Source organism: Nannocystis bainbridge, from assembly GCF_028368995.1.
In the GTDB taxonomy this organism is placed as follows: domain Bacteria; phylum Myxococcota_A; class Polyangia; order Nannocystales; family Nannocystaceae; genus Nannocystis; species Nannocystis bainbridge.
On record NZ_JAQNDL010000001.1, the window covers coordinates 2454144 to 2471918 of the forward strand.

Annotated in this window: 16 protein-coding genes; 9 read left to right on the plus strand and 7 right to left on the minus strand. The window is 70.7% G+C overall.

Going from position 1 to position 17775, the window contains the following annotated elements; all coding sequences use genetic code 11:
- Positions 1-157: 157 nt before the first annotated feature.
- Together pip (POL25_RS09600) and pip (POL25_RS09605) are read left to right on the plus strand one after the other, a co-directional pair.
- Positions 158-1123, plus strand: coding sequence for a prolyl aminopeptidase (pip, locus tag POL25_RS09600; protein WP_272085630.1), 966 nt, complete (start codon positions 158-160; stop codon positions 1121-1123).
- A gap of 38 nt (positions 1124-1161) precedes the next feature.
- A complete protein-coding gene (gene pip, locus POL25_RS09605) occupies positions 1162-2154 on the plus strand; it encodes a prolyl aminopeptidase (RefSeq protein ID WP_272085631.1) in 993 nt (330 codons plus the stop codon).
- A gap of 94 nt (positions 2155-2248) precedes the next feature.
- Here the strand turns inward: pip (POL25_RS09605) and POL25_RS09610 are convergent, their stop codons facing one another.
- Genes POL25_RS09610 through POL25_RS09625 form a run of 4 tightly spaced genes read right to left on the minus strand, consistent with a single transcriptional unit; the run spans position 2249 to position 5552 of the window.
- A complete protein-coding gene (locus tag POL25_RS09610) occupies positions 2249-3463 on the minus strand; it encodes a 2-hydroxychromene-2-carboxylate isomerase (RefSeq protein ID WP_272085632.1) in 1215 nt (404 codons plus the stop codon).
- 2 nt (positions 3464-3465) lie between these two features.
- A complete protein-coding gene (gene hemB / locus POL25_RS09615) occupies positions 3466-4476 on the minus strand; it encodes a porphobilinogen synthase (protein ID WP_272085633.1) in 1011 nt (336 codons plus the stop codon).
- A 25-nt stretch (positions 4477-4501) separates the two neighbouring features.
- Positions 4502-4933, minus strand: coding sequence for an HIT family protein (locus tag POL25_RS09620; RefSeq protein ID WP_272085634.1), 432 nt, complete (start codon positions 4931-4933; stop codon positions 4502-4504).
- Between the two features lie 10 nt (positions 4934-4943).
- Entirely contained in the window at positions 4944-5552 is a 609-nt protein-coding gene (locus POL25_RS09625) for a DNA-3-methyladenine glycosylase (protein ID WP_373372071.1), read from the minus strand.
- Positions 5553-5707: 155 nt separating this feature from the next.
- Here POL25_RS09625 and POL25_RS09630 point away from each other — a divergent pair, with 155 nt between their 5' ends.
- The 7 genes from POL25_RS09630 to POL25_RS09660 all read left to right on the plus strand — a co-directional run bounded on the left by POL25_RS09630 (position 5708) and on the right by POL25_RS09660 (position 15756).
- The gene (locus POL25_RS09630) at positions 5708-6277 is read left to right on the plus strand and encodes a hypothetical protein (protein ID WP_272085636.1); all 570 of its coding nucleotides are present in this window, start codon (positions 5708-5710) and stop codon (positions 6275-6277) included.
- 29 nt (positions 6278-6306) lie between these two features.
- Positions 6307-7680, plus strand: a complete 1374-nt coding sequence (locus tag POL25_RS09635; RefSeq protein ID WP_272085637.1) for a flotillin family protein — start codon at positions 6307-6309, stop codon at positions 7678-7680.
- 2 nt (positions 7681-7682) lie between these two features.
- Complete coding sequence (locus POL25_RS09640; protein ID WP_272085638.1) at positions 7683-8960, plus strand: flotillin family protein; 1278 nt, start codon at positions 7683-7685, stop codon at positions 8958-8960.
- A 227-nt stretch (positions 8961-9187) separates the two neighbouring features.
- Entirely contained in the window at positions 9188-9790 is a 603-nt protein-coding gene (locus tag POL25_RS09645) for a TetR/AcrR family transcriptional regulator (protein ID WP_272085639.1), read from the plus strand.
- On the plus strand, positions 9787-10809 hold the full coding sequence (locus tag POL25_RS09650) for an efflux RND transporter periplasmic adaptor subunit (protein ID WP_272085640.1): 1023 nt from the start codon (positions 9787-9789) through the stop codon (positions 10807-10809). The genes POL25_RS09645 and POL25_RS09650 overlap by 4 nt, the downstream gene beginning before the upstream one ends.
- Positions 10810-10820: 11 nt before the next feature.
- The gene (locus POL25_RS09655) at positions 10821-14102 is read left to right on the plus strand and encodes an efflux RND transporter permease subunit (protein WP_272085641.1); all 3282 of its coding nucleotides are present in this window, start codon (positions 10821-10823) and stop codon (positions 14100-14102) included.
- 55 nt (positions 14103-14157) lie between these two features.
- Positions 14158-15756 carry a TolC family protein gene (locus tag POL25_RS09660; protein WP_272085642.1) on the plus strand — a complete coding sequence of 533 codons (1599 nt, stop codon included), beginning with the start codon at positions 14158-14160 and terminating at the stop codon, positions 15754-15756.
- 96 nt (positions 15757-15852) lie between these two features.
- Here POL25_RS09660 and cgtA read toward each other — a convergent pair whose 3' ends face one another.
- The 3 genes from cgtA to rplU are packed head-to-tail and all read right to left on the minus strand — an operon-like array spanning position 15853 to position 17716.
- Complete coding sequence (gene cgtA / locus POL25_RS09665; RefSeq protein ID WP_272085643.1) at positions 15853-17079, minus strand: Obg family GTPase CgtA; 1227 nt, start codon at positions 17077-17079, stop codon at positions 15853-15855.
- A 3-nt stretch (positions 17080-17082) separates the two neighbouring features.
- Positions 17083-17373 (minus strand): 50S ribosomal protein L27, encoded by a 291-nt coding sequence (gene rpmA, locus POL25_RS09670; protein WP_272085644.1) that lies wholly within the window; start codon positions 17371-17373, stop codon positions 17083-17085.
- Positions 17374-17395: 22 nt separating this feature from the next.
- Complete coding sequence (rplU, locus tag POL25_RS09675; protein ID WP_272085645.1) at positions 17396-17716, minus strand: 50S ribosomal protein L21; 321 nt, start codon at positions 17714-17716, stop codon at positions 17396-17398.
- Positions 17717-17775: the final 59 nt, after the last annotated feature.

The following is a 17775-nucleotide window of genomic DNA, read 5'->3' on the forward strand; positions in this document are numbered from 1 at the left end:
CACGCCCTCTTACTCGCACGCGCGCCCGCCAAACCCCGCCGGAGGCGCGTCTTCGGCCGCTGCGCGGTTTTGCCCGCGCGGGCCGCCCCAAATGCCGCCAGGCGGTCGCACGCGGCGCCTATGGACGCCTTGATCGCGCTTTGCCAAGCTCGCGCCGATGGCCCTCCCACGCAGGCGCACGCTCTACCCGGAGCTCGAGCCCTACAACGCCGGCTTCCTGCAGGTCAGCGACCTGCACAGCGTGTACTTCGAGGAGTCGGGCAACCCCGACGGCAAGCCGGCGGTGTTCCTGCACGGCGGGCCGGGCGGCGGCACGGTGCCCGACCAGCGGCGCTTCTTCGACCCCGAGCGCTACCGGATCGTCCTGTTCGACCAGCGCGGCTGCGGCAAGAGCACCCCGCACGCCGAGCTGCAGGACAACACCACCTGGGACCTCGTCGCCGACATCGAGCGCGTCCGCGAGCACCTCAACGTCCAGAAGTGGCTGGTGTTCGGCGGCTCGTGGGGCAGCACGCTCGCCCTGGCCTACGCGCAGAAGCACCCGCGGCGGGTCACCGAGATGGTGCTGCGGGGGATCTTCCTGCTGCGCCGCAGCGAGTTGAAGTGGTTCTACCAGGACGGCGCCAGCTCGCTGTTCCCCGACGCCTGGGAGCGGTTCCTCGCCCCGATCCCCGCCGCCGAGCGCGGCGACCTGATGAAGGCCTATCACCGCCGGCTCACCAGCGACGACCCGGCCCTGCGCCTCGAGGCCGCGCGGGCGTGGAGCGTGTGGGAGGCCAGCACCAGCTACCTGCAGGTCAACTCGGAGCAGATCGAGCGCGCCGGCGAGGACGAGTTCAGCCTCGCGTTCGCCCGCATCGAGGCCCACTACTTCGTCCACCGCGGCTTCCTCGAGCGGGAGAACCAGCTGATCGAGAACGTCCCGCGGATCCGCAACATCCCGGCCGTCATCGTCCAGGGCCGCTACGACGTCGTCTGCCCGGCCCAGAACGCCTGGGACCTCCACCGCGCCTGGCCCGAGGCCGAGCTGCGGTTCGTCGACGACGCCGGCCACTCCGCCTTCGAGCCCGGGATCCTCCACGAGCTGGTGGCCGCGACCGACCGCTTCGCCGGCCGCGCCTGACCTTTCCGACCTGTCCTCAAGCACCTGGTCTTTCCGCCATGACCGTTCGACCCGCTCACTCCGCGCCGCACCGCCAGGACCCGCTGTCGGGCCTGTACCCGCCGATCGACCCGTTCCACTTCGGCCGGCTGCAGGTCCCGGGCGGGCACGACCTCTACTTCGAGCAGTCGGGCAACCGCGCCGGCAAGCCGGTGGTGTTCCTGCACGGCGGGCCCGGCGGCGGCACCGACCCCAAGCACCGGCGCTTCTTCGACCCGGCGCGCTACCGCATCATCCTGTTCGACCAGCGCGGCTGCGGCCAGAGCGAGCCGTTCGCCTCGCTCGAGGACAACACCACCTGGGACCTGGTCGACGACATCGAGCGCCTGCGCGAGCACCTCGGCGTCGACCGCTGGCAGGTGTTCGGCGGCTCGTGGGGCAGCACGCTCGGGGTCGCCTACGCCGAGGCCCACCCGCACCGCGTCACCGAGCTGGTCCTGCGCGGGATCTTCATGTTCACCCGCCGCGAGTCCGATTGGTTCTACGGCCGCGGCACCCGCAACCTGTTCCCCGACGCCTGGGAGGCCTTCGTCGCCCCGATCCCCGAGGCCGAGCGCGCCGACCTGATCGCCGCCTACTACCGCCGCCTCACCTCGAACGACCCGCGCGTCCGCGTCGAGGCCGCGCGCGCGTGGAGCCTGTGGGAGAGCCGCGTCGCCGCCCTGCACCCCGACCCCGACGTCGAGATGCACTGCGACAACACCGACTTCACCCTCGCCTTCTCGCGCATCGAGTGCCACTACTTCGTCAACAAGGGTTTTCTGAACAGCGAGACCCAGCTGCTGGACGACGCGCCGAAGATCCAGCACATCCCGACGACGATCGTGCACGGCCGCTACGACGTGATCTGCCCGCTCGAGAACGCGTGGCACCTGCACAAGCGGCTGCCCCGCTCGGAGCTGGTGATCGTGCCCGACGCCGGCCACTCGGCCTTCGAGCCCGGCATCGCCCTCAGCCTGCGTCGCGCCACCGACCGCTACTCCCAGCTGTGAGGCCGGGCCGGGGCGGTGCGTCCCTCATGTCCGAGAGGACATGCCCCGTGCGCCATGCCCTTGGGGGCATGCCCCTTCGGTCATGTCCTCCGGGTCACATCGCCGAAAGGTCGCCGCCGGCCGCCGCGGCCGCCAGCGTCAGGCGGTCGGCGCCCCAATACAGCTGCGGGCCGCGCTCGCGGGTCTGCACCACGAACGTCGGCACCCCGAACACCCCGGCCGCCTCGGCCGCCGCGGTGCTCGTCGTCAGCGCTTGCTTGATCTCCGGCGCCGCCGCCCGGGCCACCAGCGCCGACCCGTCGAGCCCGACCGCGTCGGCGATCGCCGCGACCACGGCGGGATCGCTGATGTCGCGGTCCTCCGCCCACAGCGCCGTCGCCAGCGCGCGCACCAGCGGCGGCGGCGTGCCGGCGGCCAGCGTCACCCGCAGCGGCAGCACCGTGCGGATCGGGAACCGCTGCGGGAATTTGAACGGCAGCCCCGCGCGCGCCGCCTGGCGATCGAGGTCCTGCAGCGTGTGGCGCCGCTTCTCCGGGCTCTGCTCGAACAGCGGCACGTCGGGCGTGCCGAGGCTGCGAAACAGCCCCCCGAGCAGGATCGGTCGCCACGTCACCTGCGGGCCCAGCTCGCCCGCGCGACCGATCGCCAGGTACGCGAACGGGCTCGAGTAGTCGAAGAAGAGCTCGACCGGCGCCGTCGGCGACGGCACGGGCATCGGCGGCGTCCCGCCGAGCGCCGCCTCGACCATGTCCGCCCGGTCCTGCCCCCAGAACAATTGGTCGCCGACGAAGTAGGTCGGCACGCCGAACACCCCGCGCGCGATCGCCTCGTCGGTGCGGCGGCGCAGCGCGTCCTTGATCTCCGGCGACTCGGCGCGGGCCAGGATCGCCGCGGCGTCGAGCCCGACCTCGGCGATCGCCCGCGCCAGCACCTCGCGGTCGGCGATGTCGGCGTTCTCGTCCCAGTACGCGCGGTAGATGCGGTGGATCAGCGGCAGTGACAGCTCCGCCGCCAGCACGCAGCGCAGCGCCTCGACCGTGCGCATCGGGTGACTCGCCGGCATGCGCAGCGGCACGCCGGCGCGCTGGGCCTGGCGGCGCATGTCGTCGAAGTTGTGGCGCGCCTTGGCCGGGTTCAGCGTCGCCGCCAGGTTCTGCGGCGTGCCGCGGGCCTTGAACACCCCGCCGAGCAGCATCGGTCGCAGGTCGAGCTCGGCGCCTGCCCTTCGGGCCAGCTGTTCGACCTGCGTCGACGCCACGTAGGCGTACGGGCACGAGAAATCGAACCAGAACTCGAGCCGCGCCCCCATCCCTACTTCCGCGTCCCCGTCAGCCACTCCGCCGCCTGGCGCGCGAAGTAGGTCAAGATCACGTCGGCGCCGGCGCGGCGGATGCCGAGCAGGCTCTCGAGCACCACCCGCTTCTCGTCGAGCCAGCCGCGCTCGCTCGCCGCCTTGAGCATCGCGTACTCGCCGCTGACCTGGTAGGCCGCGAGCGGCAGGCTGGTCGCGCGGCGCAGCTCGGCGAGGATGTCGAGGTACGGCCCGGCCGGCTTGACCATCAGCATGTCGGCGCCCTCGACCTCGTCGAGCTCCGCCTCGCGCAGCGCCTCGCGGGCGTTGGCGGGGTCCATCTGATACGTCTTCTTGTCGCCGCTCTTGGGCGCCGAGTCGAGCGCGTCGCGGAACGGCCCGTAGAACGCCGAGGCGTACTTGGCCGTGTAGGCGAGGATCGACACGTCGATGAAGTCCTCGCCGTCGAGCGCCTCGCGCAGCGCCTGCACGCGGCCGTCCATCATGTCCGACGGCGCGACGATGTCCGCGCCGGCGCGGGCCTGGCACAGCGCCTGCTCGCACAGCGCCGCCACCGTCTCGTCGTTGAGGATGCGCCCGTCGGGCGCGACGATCCCGTCGTGGCCGTCGCTGTTGTACGGGTCGAGCGCGACGTCGGTGACGATCACCAGGTCGGGCCAGCGGTCCTTCAGCGCCTTGATCGTCTCCGGGATGAGGCCGTTCGGGTTCCACGCCTCGCGGCCGTCGGAGGTCTTGAGCGACTCCACCACCGCCGGGAACAGGGCGATGAGGTTGACCCCGACCGCGCGCGCCGCCTCGACCTCGGCCAGCAGCCCGCGGCGCGACAGCCGGGCGCACCCGGGCATCGACGCGATCGGCACGTCGTCGGCGCCGGCGTGGATGAACAGCGGGTAGATGAAGTGCTCCGGCCCCAGCGTGGTCTCGCGCAGGAACGCCCGGATCGCCGGGTGCTTGCGGTTGCGTCGCGGGCGCTGCAGCAGGTTGAGCGGGTCTCGGCGGCCTAACGTCATCACATCTGTCCTTCGTGACATGTCCTTAGAGACACCAGTCGCCCGCGCCCTCGGGCGCCAGCTTGGCGAGCGCCTGGCGCAGCTTGTCGGCCGCCTCGTCGAGCGTGGCCGCGCTGGCGCGGGTGTCGGCGTTGGCGAAGTCGAGGTCGTGCGGCCCGTCGATCGGGACCACGTGGAGGTGCACGTGCGGCACCTCGAGCCCGGCGATCATCAAGCCCACGCGGGCCGGCGCGAACGCCAGCATCTGACCGCGGCCGATCGCCTGCGCGACCGTCGTCAGGTGGGCGGCGAGCTCGGCGTCGAGGTCGAGCCAGTGGTCGACCTCCTGCTTCGGCACCACCAGCGTGTGGCCGGGGCGCAGCGGCGCGATCGACAGGAATGCGGCGCAGCGGTCGTCCTGATAGACGAAGCGACCGGGCAGCTCGCCGTTGATGATCCGGGTGAACACGGACGGCATGGCCGGGACTCTACACCGGGCGGAGGCCCTTCGGCGCGCTGACCCACTTCGACCCGGCCACGGCCAGGCGCCACGGCGCGTCGCGGTCGGCCGGCGCCGCGAAATCGATGCCGACGCGCGGCCCTGCGAGGATCTCGCCGACCGGCGGGGCGTCGAGCGCCTCGAGCCCGCCGGGCTCGGTGACGGGGTGATGCGACCAAGAAGTGTCGAGCTGCAGCGCCTGCCCGACCTTGCCCGGCCCGGTCAGCAGCGTCGGCCCCGCCGTCGTCGCCCCGCGGCGGCGCTGGATCTCCGTCAGCCCCAGCACCGGCTCCGCCGAGCGGATCAGCACCGCCGCGCCCTCGCCCTCTTCATTGGTCGAGAGGTTGAGCATGTTGTGGATCCCGTAGCAGAGGTACACGTACGCGCGCCCCGGCGGGCCCCACATCGCCGCGTTGCGCTCGGTCAGGCCGAAGCGACAGTGGTTGGCGCTGTCGTTCGGGTGGCGGTAGGCCTCGACCTCGGTGATGCGCACGATCACGCCGTCGCGTCGCAGCAGCTTGCCCAGCAGATCGCGCGCGACCACCAGCGCGTCGCGAGCGAAAAAAGAACGCGGCAAGATTCCTGTGTCGTCGGCCATGTGGCTCCAGCGAAGGTGGTGATCGAGTTCAGCGTAGCGTCGAACGGGCCCCGCGCGTACGACGTATTCGCGGCCTGTCGCGCCCCTGGTCGGTGTACAGCGCTTATGGCGCGCATGGGCCGTCCGGACGTGGCATACTGTTCACCCCTCACGCGATGCTGATCTATCTGTACCTGTTCGCATTCGGGCTCGGCGGCGTCCTTCTTCTCGGCTCGATCTTCATCGGCGACAAGGACGGCGGCGACAGCGACGCGAGCACGGCCGAGCACTTCGACCACGGCGTCGACGACAGCCACGGCACGCTGGCCGGGCTGTTCACCGCCTTCTTCTCGCTGCGCTTCTGGATGTTCTTCCTCGCCTTCTTCGGGCTCACCGGCCTCGTGCTCGACGGCCTCGACCTCGTCGACAGCCCGACCGCCGCCCTCGTCGCCGCGCTGGGCATGGGCCTCCTGACCGGCCTGGGCACCGTCGCCGTGTTCCGCAACCTCTCGCACAGCGAGACCAGCACCGCCGCCAGCGCCGCCGACTACATCGGCCGCAGCGGGCGGGTGATGGTCGGCTTCGCCGCCGGCGACCTCGGCAAGGTGCGGCTCACGCTCAAGGGCACCACCGTCGACGTCCTGGCCAGCACCGAGGAGGAGCGCGGCTTCGTCGTCGGCGACGAGGCCCTGGTCATCGCCATGAACGACACCACCGCCGTCGTCGCCCGCGTCTCGGGCGGCTGACCGCGGCCAACCTGCCACCGGAGGACCGAGTGAACCTGCCTCTCACCTACCTGGCCTTCGCGCCAGCTGTGGATTCCGTATTTGAAGCATTGACCCAAAACGTCGCCGGCCTGGCGATCGTCGGCTCGCTCACCATCGGCCTGGGGGTGCTGCTCCTGCTGATGCTGGTCAAGAACTTCCTCTACCTCTGTCACCCGAACGAGGCGCTGATCTTCACCGGCCGCAAGCGCGTCAAGGACGGCGTCGACCTCGGCCCGCTGGTGATCCTCGGCCGCGGCGTCGTCGGTCAACCGCCCGAGCACCACGGCTGCGGCAAGGGCCGCGCCTGGCGGATCCCCGTGCTCGAGCTCGTCGACCGCCTCGACATGTCGGCGATGTCGATCGACGTCTACGTGCAAAACGCCTACTCGTCCGGCAACATCCCGCTCAAGATCCACGCGATCGCCAACGTCAAGATCAGCCCCCACCCGCGGCTGATCCGCAACGCGATCGAGCGCTTCCTCGGCCGCTCCACCTCGGAGATCCAGCAGGTCGCGCGCCAGACCCTCGAGGGCGCGCTGCGCGAGGTGTTGGCGCAGATGACCCCCGAGGCCGTCAACCACGACCGGCTCGAGTTCGCCAACAACCTGGCCAAGAGCGCCCAGGACGACCTCGACAAGCTCGGCTTGCAGCTCGACACCCTCAAGATCCAGCACGTCGCCGACGAGACCGGCTACCTCGACTCGCTGGGCCGGCCGCAGATCGCCGCGGTCCTGCGCGACGCCGAGAAGGCCGAGAGCCAGGCCCAGCAGGAGGTCACCGAGGCCCAGGCCCAGGCCAACCAGCGCGCCGAGGTGGCCAAGGCCGCGGCCGAGACCGCGATCCTGGTCAAGCGCAACGAGCTCACCAAGATCCGCGCCGAGCTCGAGGGCCGCGCCGGCGCCGTCGAGCGCGAGGCCGAGGCCGCCGCCAAGACGGCGCGCGCCGAGGCCGAGCAGGAGCTGCAGACCGTGCGCAGCCAGCTCGAGCAGAAGCGGCTCATGGCCGAGGTCATCATCCCCGCCGAGGTCGACCGGGCCGCGCGGCTGCTGCTGGCCAAGGGCGACGCCGCGCCGACGATCGAGAACGGCGCCGCGGTGGCCGAGGTCCTGCGCCTCACCAGCGAGGCCTGGCTGACCATGGGCCCGCAGGCCCGCGAGATCTACGTCATCCAGCACCTCGAGGAGCTGCTGGCCGCGGTCCTCCAGCCGATCGAGAAGCTCAAGATCCGCGAGGTCGCCGCGCTCGACCCGGGCGACGGCAGCGCGATCGCCAGCTACGCCGCCTCTTACCCGCGCGCCGTCGCGGCGGTGCTCAGCGCCCTGCGCGAGACCACCGGCGTCGACGTCCCCGCGATCCTGGCCGGAAAGACAGGTGCCCAGTGAACATGGAAGCTCTGCTCGCCCTGCTCGGCGTCGCCGGCGTCGCCTTCGTCGCCCTGATCCTCATCATCAAGAACGTCCTCTACGTCTGCCAGCCGAACGAGGTCCTGATCTTCAGCGGCCGCCAGCGCACGACCGAGGACGGCAAGCTGTTCGGCTACAAGATCATCCGCGGCGGCCGGGCCATCCGCACCCCGCTGTTCGAGACGGTCGACCGCATGGACCTGACGAACATGATCATCGAGGTCCAGGTCAAGAACGCCTACTCGCGCGGCGGCATCCCGCTCAACATCCAGGGCGTCGCCAACATCAAGGTGCCGGGCGAGGAGCCGCTGCTCAACAACACCGTCGAGCGCTTCCTCGGCCGCTCGCGCGACTCGATCATGAAGACCGCGCGCGAGACCCTCGAGGGCAACCTGCGCGGCGTGCTGGCGACCATGACCCCGGAGCAGGTCAACACCGACAAGGAGACCTTCGCCCAGCGCCTGGCCGCCGAGGCCGAGCACGACCTCAACAAGCTCGGCCTCGTGCTCGACACCCTGAAGATCCAGAACGTCAGCGACGAGGTCGGCTACCTCGACGCCATGGGTCGCCAGCGGGCCGCCGCGATCCGCCGCGACGCGCTCATCGCCGAGGCCGTCAGCCAGGCCCAGGCCACCGAGCAGCGGTGGACCAACACCCGCAACGCCGAGCTCACCACCCTCGAGGCGCACACCCAGATCGCCCTCAAGGAGAACGAGCGCCGGATCGCCGACGCCCAGACCCGCCGCGCCGCCCTCATCGCCCAGCAGCAGGGCGAGGTCGAGGCCATCATCGCCCAGGCCCGCGCCGAGGTCGGCATGCAGGACGCGCGCATCGAGCAGGTCCGCCGCCAGCTCCAGGCCGACATCATCGCGCCCGCCGACGCCGCCCGGCGCAAGGCCGAGGAGGACGCCAAGGGCCACGCCGCGCGGATCATCGAGCAGGGCCGCGCCACCGCCCAGGTGCTGACGCAGATCGCCGCTACCTACAACAAGGGCGGCGCCGCGGCCCGCGACGTGCTGCTGATGCAGAAGCTGGTCCCGCTGTTCCACAGCCTGGCCGGCACGATCGGCGAGCTCAAGATCGACCGCCTGACGATCCTGCCCAAGGGGACAGGTTCCGAAGGACAGCCGCTCGGCGCCCGCCTGGTCGACGCCTCCGAGCAGATCAAGGCGGCCATCGGCATCGACGTGCCAAAGTCGCTGCGCGACGCCCTGGGAGATCCGCGCTCGCAGAAGCCCCCGCTCCCACGTACGACCTGAACTTCGATTCAAGTCCGTGAACCCGCGCTTCAGCTCGGCTTTGCAGCGAGCTGGCGCGGGTTTTTCGTGCCAGGAGATAAGCCTGCGAAACTGGCCGGACTTCCCGATCGATACCGAACTCACCTTGACATGAATCTCGGTTCACGCCAATGAACCCCCCGGTGACGCGCAGGGTCGATGGGCGGGACGACGCGCCGCGCAGCTCGCGTGGCGCGCGAGTTCGCGAGGTGGTACGGACGGAGACGCGCGCCGCATACCGCGAGGCGATCCTCGACGCGGCGACGCGGGTGTTCGGGCGGCTCGGGTTTCAGGACGCGAAGATGGCCGACATCGCCGCCGAAGCCGGCGTGGCCGCCGGCACCGTCTACAACTACTTCAAGAACAAAGAAGAGGTGTTCCGCTCGATCCTCCAGCGGACGCACGAGCTGGTCTACCAGCGCATCATGGTCCACCAGGTGCTCGAGGACCCGATCGAGCGCATGCGGGCCTCGACCCGCGAGGCCTTCACCTTCCTCGAAGAGCACGGCGCGCTGTTCCTGCTCTACGTCTCGATCGGCGGCGGCTTCGACTGGGCCCAGAAGCGGGTCGAGCAGGCCCTGATCGACGAGAACAGCGCCCGCTACTTCGCCCTCAGCGAGGCCACCCTGCGCGACGCCGCGGCGCGCGGGCAGATCCGCGGCGACCTCCCGCTCGAGCGGCTGACCGTGTTCCTCAGCGGCCTGACCGACGCGACGATCTTCTCCTGGGTGCGCTCCGGCTGCCCGCCGGGCCTGCGCACGCAAGCCGACCCCTTGATCGACTTCTTCCTCCACGGCGCGAGAGCCCCATGACCGCACGCCTCACCATCGTCCCCCTCGTCCTCGCCGGCCTCCTCGTCGCCGCGTGTGACGGCAAAGAAGCCGAGAAGCCCGCCCTGCCGGCGACGCAGGGCGCTGCCCCGACGATCCCGGTCCCGAGCAACAAGGGCCCCGCGCCGCAGCCGGGCGTCAAGGCCGGCGCGCGCGACCTCTCGATCGAGCGCTACGTCGGCACCGCGCTGCCCAAGCAGGAGGCCGAGCTCGGCCCGCGCATGAGCGGCACGCTCGCCTCGGTCGACGTCGAGGAGGGGCAGCAGGTCAAGAAGGGCCAGGTGCTGTTCCGCCTCGACGCGCGCTCGACCCGGCTCGGCGTCAGCCAGGCCGAGACCGGCCTGCAGGGGGCTCAGATCGCCCGCGACAACGCCAAGCGCGAGCTCGAGCGGCAGCAGCAGCTGGCGGCCAAGGGCACCATCGCCGCGGCTGTGCTCGAGCGGGCCGAGTCGGCCTTCAACAGCGCCGAGAACGGCGTCAGCCAGGCCAGCGTCGCCCTCTCGATGGCCCGCCGCGGCACCGCCGACTCGGCCGTCGTCTCGCCGATTGACGGCCTCGTCGCCCACAAGTTCAAGGACGTCGGCGAGACGGTGACGATGATGCCGCCGACCATCGTCGTCGTGATCCAGGACCAATCTGTCCTCGAGGTCAGGACACGAATCCCCGAGGCCGCGCTGCGGCTCGTCCACGTCGGCGACCAGGTCACCGCCCACTTCTCCGCGCTCGGCATCTCGCGCGAGGCCAAGGTCGTGCGCGTCCAGCCGACCGTCGACGCCGCCACGCGCACGATCGAGATCGTCACCGACGTCGAGAACAAGGACGGCATCCTGCGCCCCGGCATGTACGTCGAGCTCGAGCTGCGCCCGCCGCTCGCCTCGGTGCTCCCGGGCGCCGAGGGCGACGCGCCCGCGCCCGCGCCCGAGGGCAAGGCCGAGGTGGCCAAGGCGAAACCGGGCAAGAAGGCCCCGAGCGACCCCCCGCCGGCCGCCGGCACTCACTGAGGTCCCCCGCCATGCTGCTCGCCGAAGTCTCGATCCGCCGCTCCATCTTCGCGACGATGCTGATCGCCGCGCTGATGGTGTTCGGCTTCTTCAGCTTGCCGCGCATCGGCGTCGAGCTGTTCCCGAACGTCGAGTTCCCGGTCGTGACCGCGACCGTCGTCTACCCGGGCGCCGACCCGGAGACGATGGAGACCAAGGTCGCCGACCCGATCGAGGAGGCGCTGCAGTCGATCAGCGGCGTCAAGCGCATGACCTCGCGCAACCTCGAGGCCGTCACCCAGGTGGTGATGGAGTTCGAGCTCGAGGTCGACGGCAACCAGGCGCTGCAGGACGTCCGCGACAAGATCTCGGCGATCGAGCGCGACCTGCCGCAGGGCATCGACCCGCCGGTGGTGCAGAAGTTCGACGTCGGCGCCGCGCCGATCCTCTCGATCGCGCTGGCCGGCGACGTGCCGATGGCCGAGATGACGCGGGTCGCCAAGGACGAGGTCAAGCAGCGCATCCAGCAGATCTCGGGCGTCGGCAACGTCGACCTCATCGGCGGCCGCGAGCGCGAGATCAAGGTCCTCGTCGATCCCGCGCGCATGACCGGCTTCGGCCTCACCGCCGACGACGTCGCCAACGCCGTACGCGCGCAGAGCCTCGAGCTGCCGGCCGGCTTCATCAAGACCGGCACCAGCGAGCTGACCCTGAAGACCCGCGGCGAGGTCAAGAGCGCCGCCGAGATCGCCGACATCCTGATCCCCGGCCCGCCCGGCGCGGTGGTCCGGATCCGCGACGTCGCCGAGGTCCTCGACGACGTCGAGGACGCCCGCTCGGCCTCGTTCCTCAACGGCAACGCCGCGCTGGCGCTGGTCGTCAAGAAGCAGTCCGGCGCCAACGTCGTGTCGCTCGCCGAGCAGGTCCGCGAGGTGCTCGACGAGATGCGCCCCGACCTCGAGCGGCGGGGCATCACCGCCGCGATCCCGACCGACAACTCGGTGTTCGTCGAGCACGCCATCGGTGACGTCAAGTTCGACCTCATCCTCGGCGCGATCCTCACCATCGTCATCATCCTCCTGTTCTTGCACGACATCCGCGCAACCTTCATCGCCGCGCTGGCGATCCCGACCAGCATCGTCGCGACGTTCGCGTTCATGCAGTACATGGGGTTCTCGTTCAACAACATCTCCATGCTGGCGCTGTCGCTGTCGATCGGCATCCTCGTCGACGACGCGATCGTGGTGATCGAGAACATCTACCGCCACCTCGAGATGGGCAAGCCGCGCATGCGCGCCGCCCTCGACGCGACCAGTGAGATCGGCCTCGCCGTCATCGCCACCACGCTGTCGATCGTCGCGGTGTTCGTGCCGGTCGCCTACATGAAGGGCATCATCGGCCGGTTCTTCTTCCAGTTCGGCCTGACCGTCTCGGCGGCGGTGCTGATCTCGATGCTGGTGTCGTTCACGCTGACGCCGATGCTGTCGTCGCGCCTGATGCGGCAGCAGCACGGCCACGCCCCCGGCCTGTTCGCGCGCCTGTTCAACCGCATGTTCGGCGCCGTCGAGCGCGGCTACGCCGGCGTGCTCCGCTGGTCGCTGCGCTGGCCGTGGACCACCGTCCTCATCGCCCTGCTGTCGCTGTTCGGCTCGTGCGCGCTGGTCACCCGCGTGCCCGCCGAGTTCCTCCCGCCCGAGGACCAGTCGCAGTTCGCCGTCAACGTCGAGCTGCCGACCGGCACCGCGCTCGAGGCGACCATCGAGACCTCCGAGGCCGTGGCCGCCGACCTGCGCGCCAACCTGCCGCAGATCAAGGACACCTTCACCACCATCGGCGGCGGCGCCGTCGGCCAGGTCAACCGCGCCCGCATCACCGTCACGCTCGAGCGGCCCAAGCAGCGCGGCTTCTCGCAGCAGGACGCCATGAAGTGGACCCGCGAGCGCCTCGCCGGGGTCGAGGGCGCGATGTTCACGGTCGACCAGCTCGACCCGTTCGGCAACGACGGCGGCTTCCGCAGCCAGCCGATCCAGTTCTCGATCCGCGGCACCGACCTCGACGAGGTCGTCGCCGCCGCCGAGGCGCTCAGGGGCCAGCTCGCCGAGACCGGCAAGTTCGTCGACCTCGACACCTCGTACCGCGGCGGCAAGCCCGAGGTCGCGATCGCCGTCGACCGCAACAAGGCCGCCGACCTCAGCATCCCGATCGCCTCGATCGCCCGCACCGTGCGCTCGCTGATGGCCGGCGACCCGATCTCCGACCTCAAGGAGGGCTCGGAGATCTACGACGTCATCCTCTACATGCCCGAGGCGCTGCGCTCGAACTTCGAAGCGCTGAGCAACATCAAGGTCCGCTCGGCCTCGGGTCGCCTGGTCGACCTGTCGGCGGTGGTCCGCGTCGAGCGCGGCGAGGGCCCCAGCGAGATCGAGCGGCAGAACCGGCTGCGCCAGGTGCTGGTGCTGGCGGCGCTCAACGACATCACCCTCGGCGAGGCCCAGGAGGTCGTCAGCGACGCCGCCAAGCGGGTCGTGCCGTCCAAGCTGCAGACCAGCTTCATGGGCGACGCCGAGGTCATGCAGGAGTCGTTCGAGTCGATGATCTTCGCCCTCCTGCTGGCGATCATCCTCGTCTACATGATCCTCGCGGCCCAGTTCGACAGCCTGATCCAGCCGATCACGATCATGGTCTCGCTGCCGCTGTCGGTGGTCGGTGCGTTCGGCGGCATCTACCTCGCCGGGATGTCGCTCAACATCTTCTCGTTCATCGGCCTCATCATGCTGATGGGCCTCGTCACCAAGACGGCGATCTTGCTGGTCGACTTCGCCAACAGCGAGCGCGAGAAGGGCGCCGTCCTCACCGAGGCGCTGGTCCAGGCCGGCACCATCCGCCTGCGCCCGATCGTCATGACCGCGGCGGCCACCATCTTCGGCATGGTCCCCGTCGCCCTGGCCCTCGGCGAGGGCGGTGAGACCCGCGCGCCGATGGCCGTCATCGTCATCGGCGGCATGATCACCTCGACCGTCCTCACCCTCGTCGTCGTCCCCGTCGTCTATATGCTGTTCGACCGCATGGTCACCAGCCGGTCGATGCGCTGGATCAGCTTCAAGTTCTTCGGCGTCGACGCCACCAAGCCGGCCGAGAGCCTCGACGACCCGCTCCCCACGGCGCACGCTCCGGTTTCGGCTCCGGCTCCGGCCGCGCCGCCCGATCTGGTCATGCCCCCGCTCGTGGCCCCGCCGCCGGCCGCCGACGACTTCGAGATCGAGCGCGAGGTGGTGTTCCCCCACCTCCGCCGCGTCACCAAGCCGCCGGAGTGAGCGGTCCGGTCACCTTCCCTTTCGCACAGGTTCTTTCGTACAGGACTCTTCCGCCATGTCGCTTGTTTGGTCCGTCGCTCTGACGCTGATGGCCCCGGCCCCGCAGGGCCCCCCGCCGCCGCCCACCCGCCAAGTCCCCGCCGCCGCCGACGCGGCCGTGTTCGACGCCACCGCCTACCTGCGCGACGGCCCGCTCGCCGACGCGCTCGCGCCGAAGCCCGGCGGCCTCACGGCCGACAAGGTCGCGGTGCAGGCGATCGCCGAGTCACCGTCGGTCGCCGCCAAGGAGGCCCAGATCCAGGCCGCCGCGGCCAAGCTCGATCAGACGATGATCGCCTTCCTGCCGCAGCTCTCGGGCAAGGCCGGCTACACCCGCATGTCCAAGGCCGCGATCGCGTTCGGCGGCGGCTACAGCGTCGGCGCCGCCACGGGCCCCGAGGCCGGCGGCGACCCGATCCCGATCGGCATCGGCCCGTGCGCCATGGGCTCGCCGCAGATGTGCACGGTCGATCCGAACACCGGCCAGCCGCTCACCCTCGTGGTCGCGCCGCCGTTCAAGATCCAGATCCCGCTCAACTCCTACTCGCTGCAGGCCCAGCTGGCGGTCCCGATCTCGGACTACATCCTCTCGCTGCTGCCGGCCAAGCGCGGCTCCGAGACCCGCCGCGACGCCGTCGCCCTCGCCCGCGACGCCGAGCGCGTCAAGGTCGAGACCGACGCCCGCCTCGCCTACTACAACTGGCTGCGCACGATCGCCTCGGTGGTCGCCGTCGAGGACTCGCTGCGCCGCGTCAAGGCGCGCGCGCTCGACGTCGAGAACCTGTTCCACGCCGGCAGCGCGACCAAGGCCGAGGTGATGCGCCTGGCCGCCCAGATCGCCCAGATCGAGCAGGCGATCAACGACGCCCAGGTGTTCCGCGCGACCGCGGAGCAGGGCCTGGCGATCATGCTCAACGACCAGGGCATCGACTTCGTGCCCGGCGAGGACGTGATCGAGCTGCCGCCCGACATGGCCGACATCGGCAACCTCGAGGGCCTGATCCGCGAGGCGCAGAGCAAGCGGCTCGAGCTGAAGTCGATGGAGAAGAGCATCGGCGCGGTCGACTACGGCATCAAGGCGACCCGCGCCGGCTACTTCCCGCGCCTCGACGCCTTCGCCGAGGCGACCTACGCCAACCCGAACCAGCGGTTCTTCCCGCTGGCGCCGGTGTGGCGCGGGTCGTGGTCGGTCGGCGCGCAGCTGACCTACTCGCTCAACTCGGCCCTGCGCACGCGCGCCGAGATCCGCGAGTACAAGGCCAACAAGCGCGAGCTGATGGCCCAGATCGAGCTCCTGCGCCGCGGGATCGCCATGGAGGTCACCCAGGCCTTCCTCGCCCGCAACAAGGCCATCGCCGACATCGAGCTCAGCGCCCGCACGCTCGAGTCCGCGGTCGAGGCCTACCGCGTCGCCTCCGAGCTGTTCGCCGCCGGCTCGGCGACCACCAACGACATCATCGACGCCGAGGCCGACCAGCTGACGGCGATCCTGCGGATCGTCAACTCGCGCATCGACCTCCGCACCGCCAACGCGCGCCTGCTCTACGCCACCGGCCGCATCAAGCCCAACACCGTCCAGGTCTACGACACCCGCGACAAGGCGACCCGCGGGTAGCGCCCGCGCGAACGACTGAAGGGGCATGTCCGTACGGACATGCCCCTTTTGCCATGTCTGAACGGACATGCCCTCGCGGACATGCCCGCCGGACCGCTAGCCCTCGGTCGGCGCCGGGCCGGTGACGGTGCCGCGGCGGACCATGTCGACGCGGCGCCACAGCGCCTCGAGCAGCTCCGGCACGCCCTCGCCGGTGCGCGCCGAGATCGGGAACAGCGGGATGCCCTGGGTCCGCAGCAGCTTGCGCAGCGGCCCCACCACCTCCTGACCCTCCGGCGTGTCGATCTTGTTGAGCGCGACCACCCGCGGGCGGCCGTCGAACATCGAGCCGTACTGCCCGAGCTCCTTCTCGAGCGCCTTGAGGTCGGCCATCGGGTCGCGGCCAGGCGTCGGGTCGGGCGAGAGCAGGTGCAGCAGCACGCGCGTGCGCTCGAGGTGGCGCAGGAAGTCGAGGCCGAGGCCGCGTCCCTCGCTGGCGCCGTGGATGAGGCCCGGCACGTCGGCGACCACGAGCGAGCGCTCGCCGGCCAGCGCGACCACGCCGAGCTGCGGCACCAGGGTGGTGAACGGGTAGTCGGCGACCTTCGGGCGCGCGCGGCTGATCGCGCGGATGAAGGTCGACTTGCCGACGTTGGGGAAGCCGACGATGCCGACGTCGGCCAGCAGCTTGAGCTCGAGGCGCAGCCAGTACGCCTCGCCGCCGACGCCAGGCTCGGCGAAGTCGGGCGCGCGGTTGGTCGAGGTGCGGAAGTGGACGTTGCCGCGGCCGCCGAGGCCGCCGTGGGCCACGATCAGCTCCTGCCCGTGGAACGTCAGGTCGCCGAGCTGCTCCCCGGCCTCGAGCTCCGTCTCGCGCCGGTCCTTCTCGGCCTGCGCGCGGCGGATCGGCCCCGACTTCTGCGCCCGCACCGGCTCCGGGATGTCGGTGCCGTCGTCGGTCCAGGCGATCGCGCCGATCTCGTCGAGCTCCTCGCCGACGTCGTCGGCCAGCCACGGCGGCCGCTCGCCGGGCTCGCCCGCCAGCGCCTCGAAGAACACCGTGGTGCCGACCGGCACGCGGATCCGGAGGTCGTTGCCCGAGCGGCCCGTCATCTTGTTCGGCCCGCCGGGGCGGCCGATCTCGGCCGCGAAGTGCTGGCGAAATTTGAGGTCCAGCAGCGTCGTCAAATGATCGTCGGCGACAAAGACGACATCGCCGCCCTTGCCGCCGTCACCGCCCGCGGGACCCCCGTCGGGCACGAACTTCTCACGGCGCCAGCCGACCAGCCCGTCGCCGCCTCGCCCTGCGCGGACGACGATCCGGACCTGGTCGATGAAGCGCATCGCTCACTCCGCAGCGGCGGCAGCGTCTGCCTGGGCCGCGAGCGGGTCGATGGCGATGAACGCCTTGCGCTCGTGGCCCCGCTTGTAGAAGCGGACCGTGCCTTCGACCAGCGCGAACAGGGTGTAGTCCTTGCCGGTGCCGACGTTCGGACCAGCGTGGAAGCTGCTGCCGGCCTGACGGACCAGGATGTTGCCGGCGCGCACGACTTCGCCGCCGAACCGCTTCACGCCGCGGTTCTGCGAGTTCGAGTCGCGGCCGTTCTTGATCGAACCTTGACCTTTTTTATGTGCCATCGTCGTTCTCCAGCGGCGCTGTTCAGCCCGTGATCGCGGTGATCTTAACCTCGGTGTAGGCCTGCCGGTGGCCCTGCTTCTTGCGGTAGTTGGTGCGCTTGCGGAACTTGTAGACGATGAGCTTGGGCCCGCGCCCGTGGCTCACGACCTTGCCCTCGACCTTGGCGCCGTCGACCAGCGGCTTGCCGATCTTGACGGTCTCGCCCTGGCCGACGAGCAGCACCTCGAAGTTGATGGTGGCGCCGGCTTCCACCGGGAGCTTCTCGACGCGCAGCACCGAGCCGGTGTTGACGCGGAACTGCCTCCCGCCGGTACGAATGATGGCTTGCTGGTTCTCGGACACGAAGCGCTCGCACTCTCTGGGGCGATCCGCCCGCCCACGCGGCAGCCAGATGGTGGCTG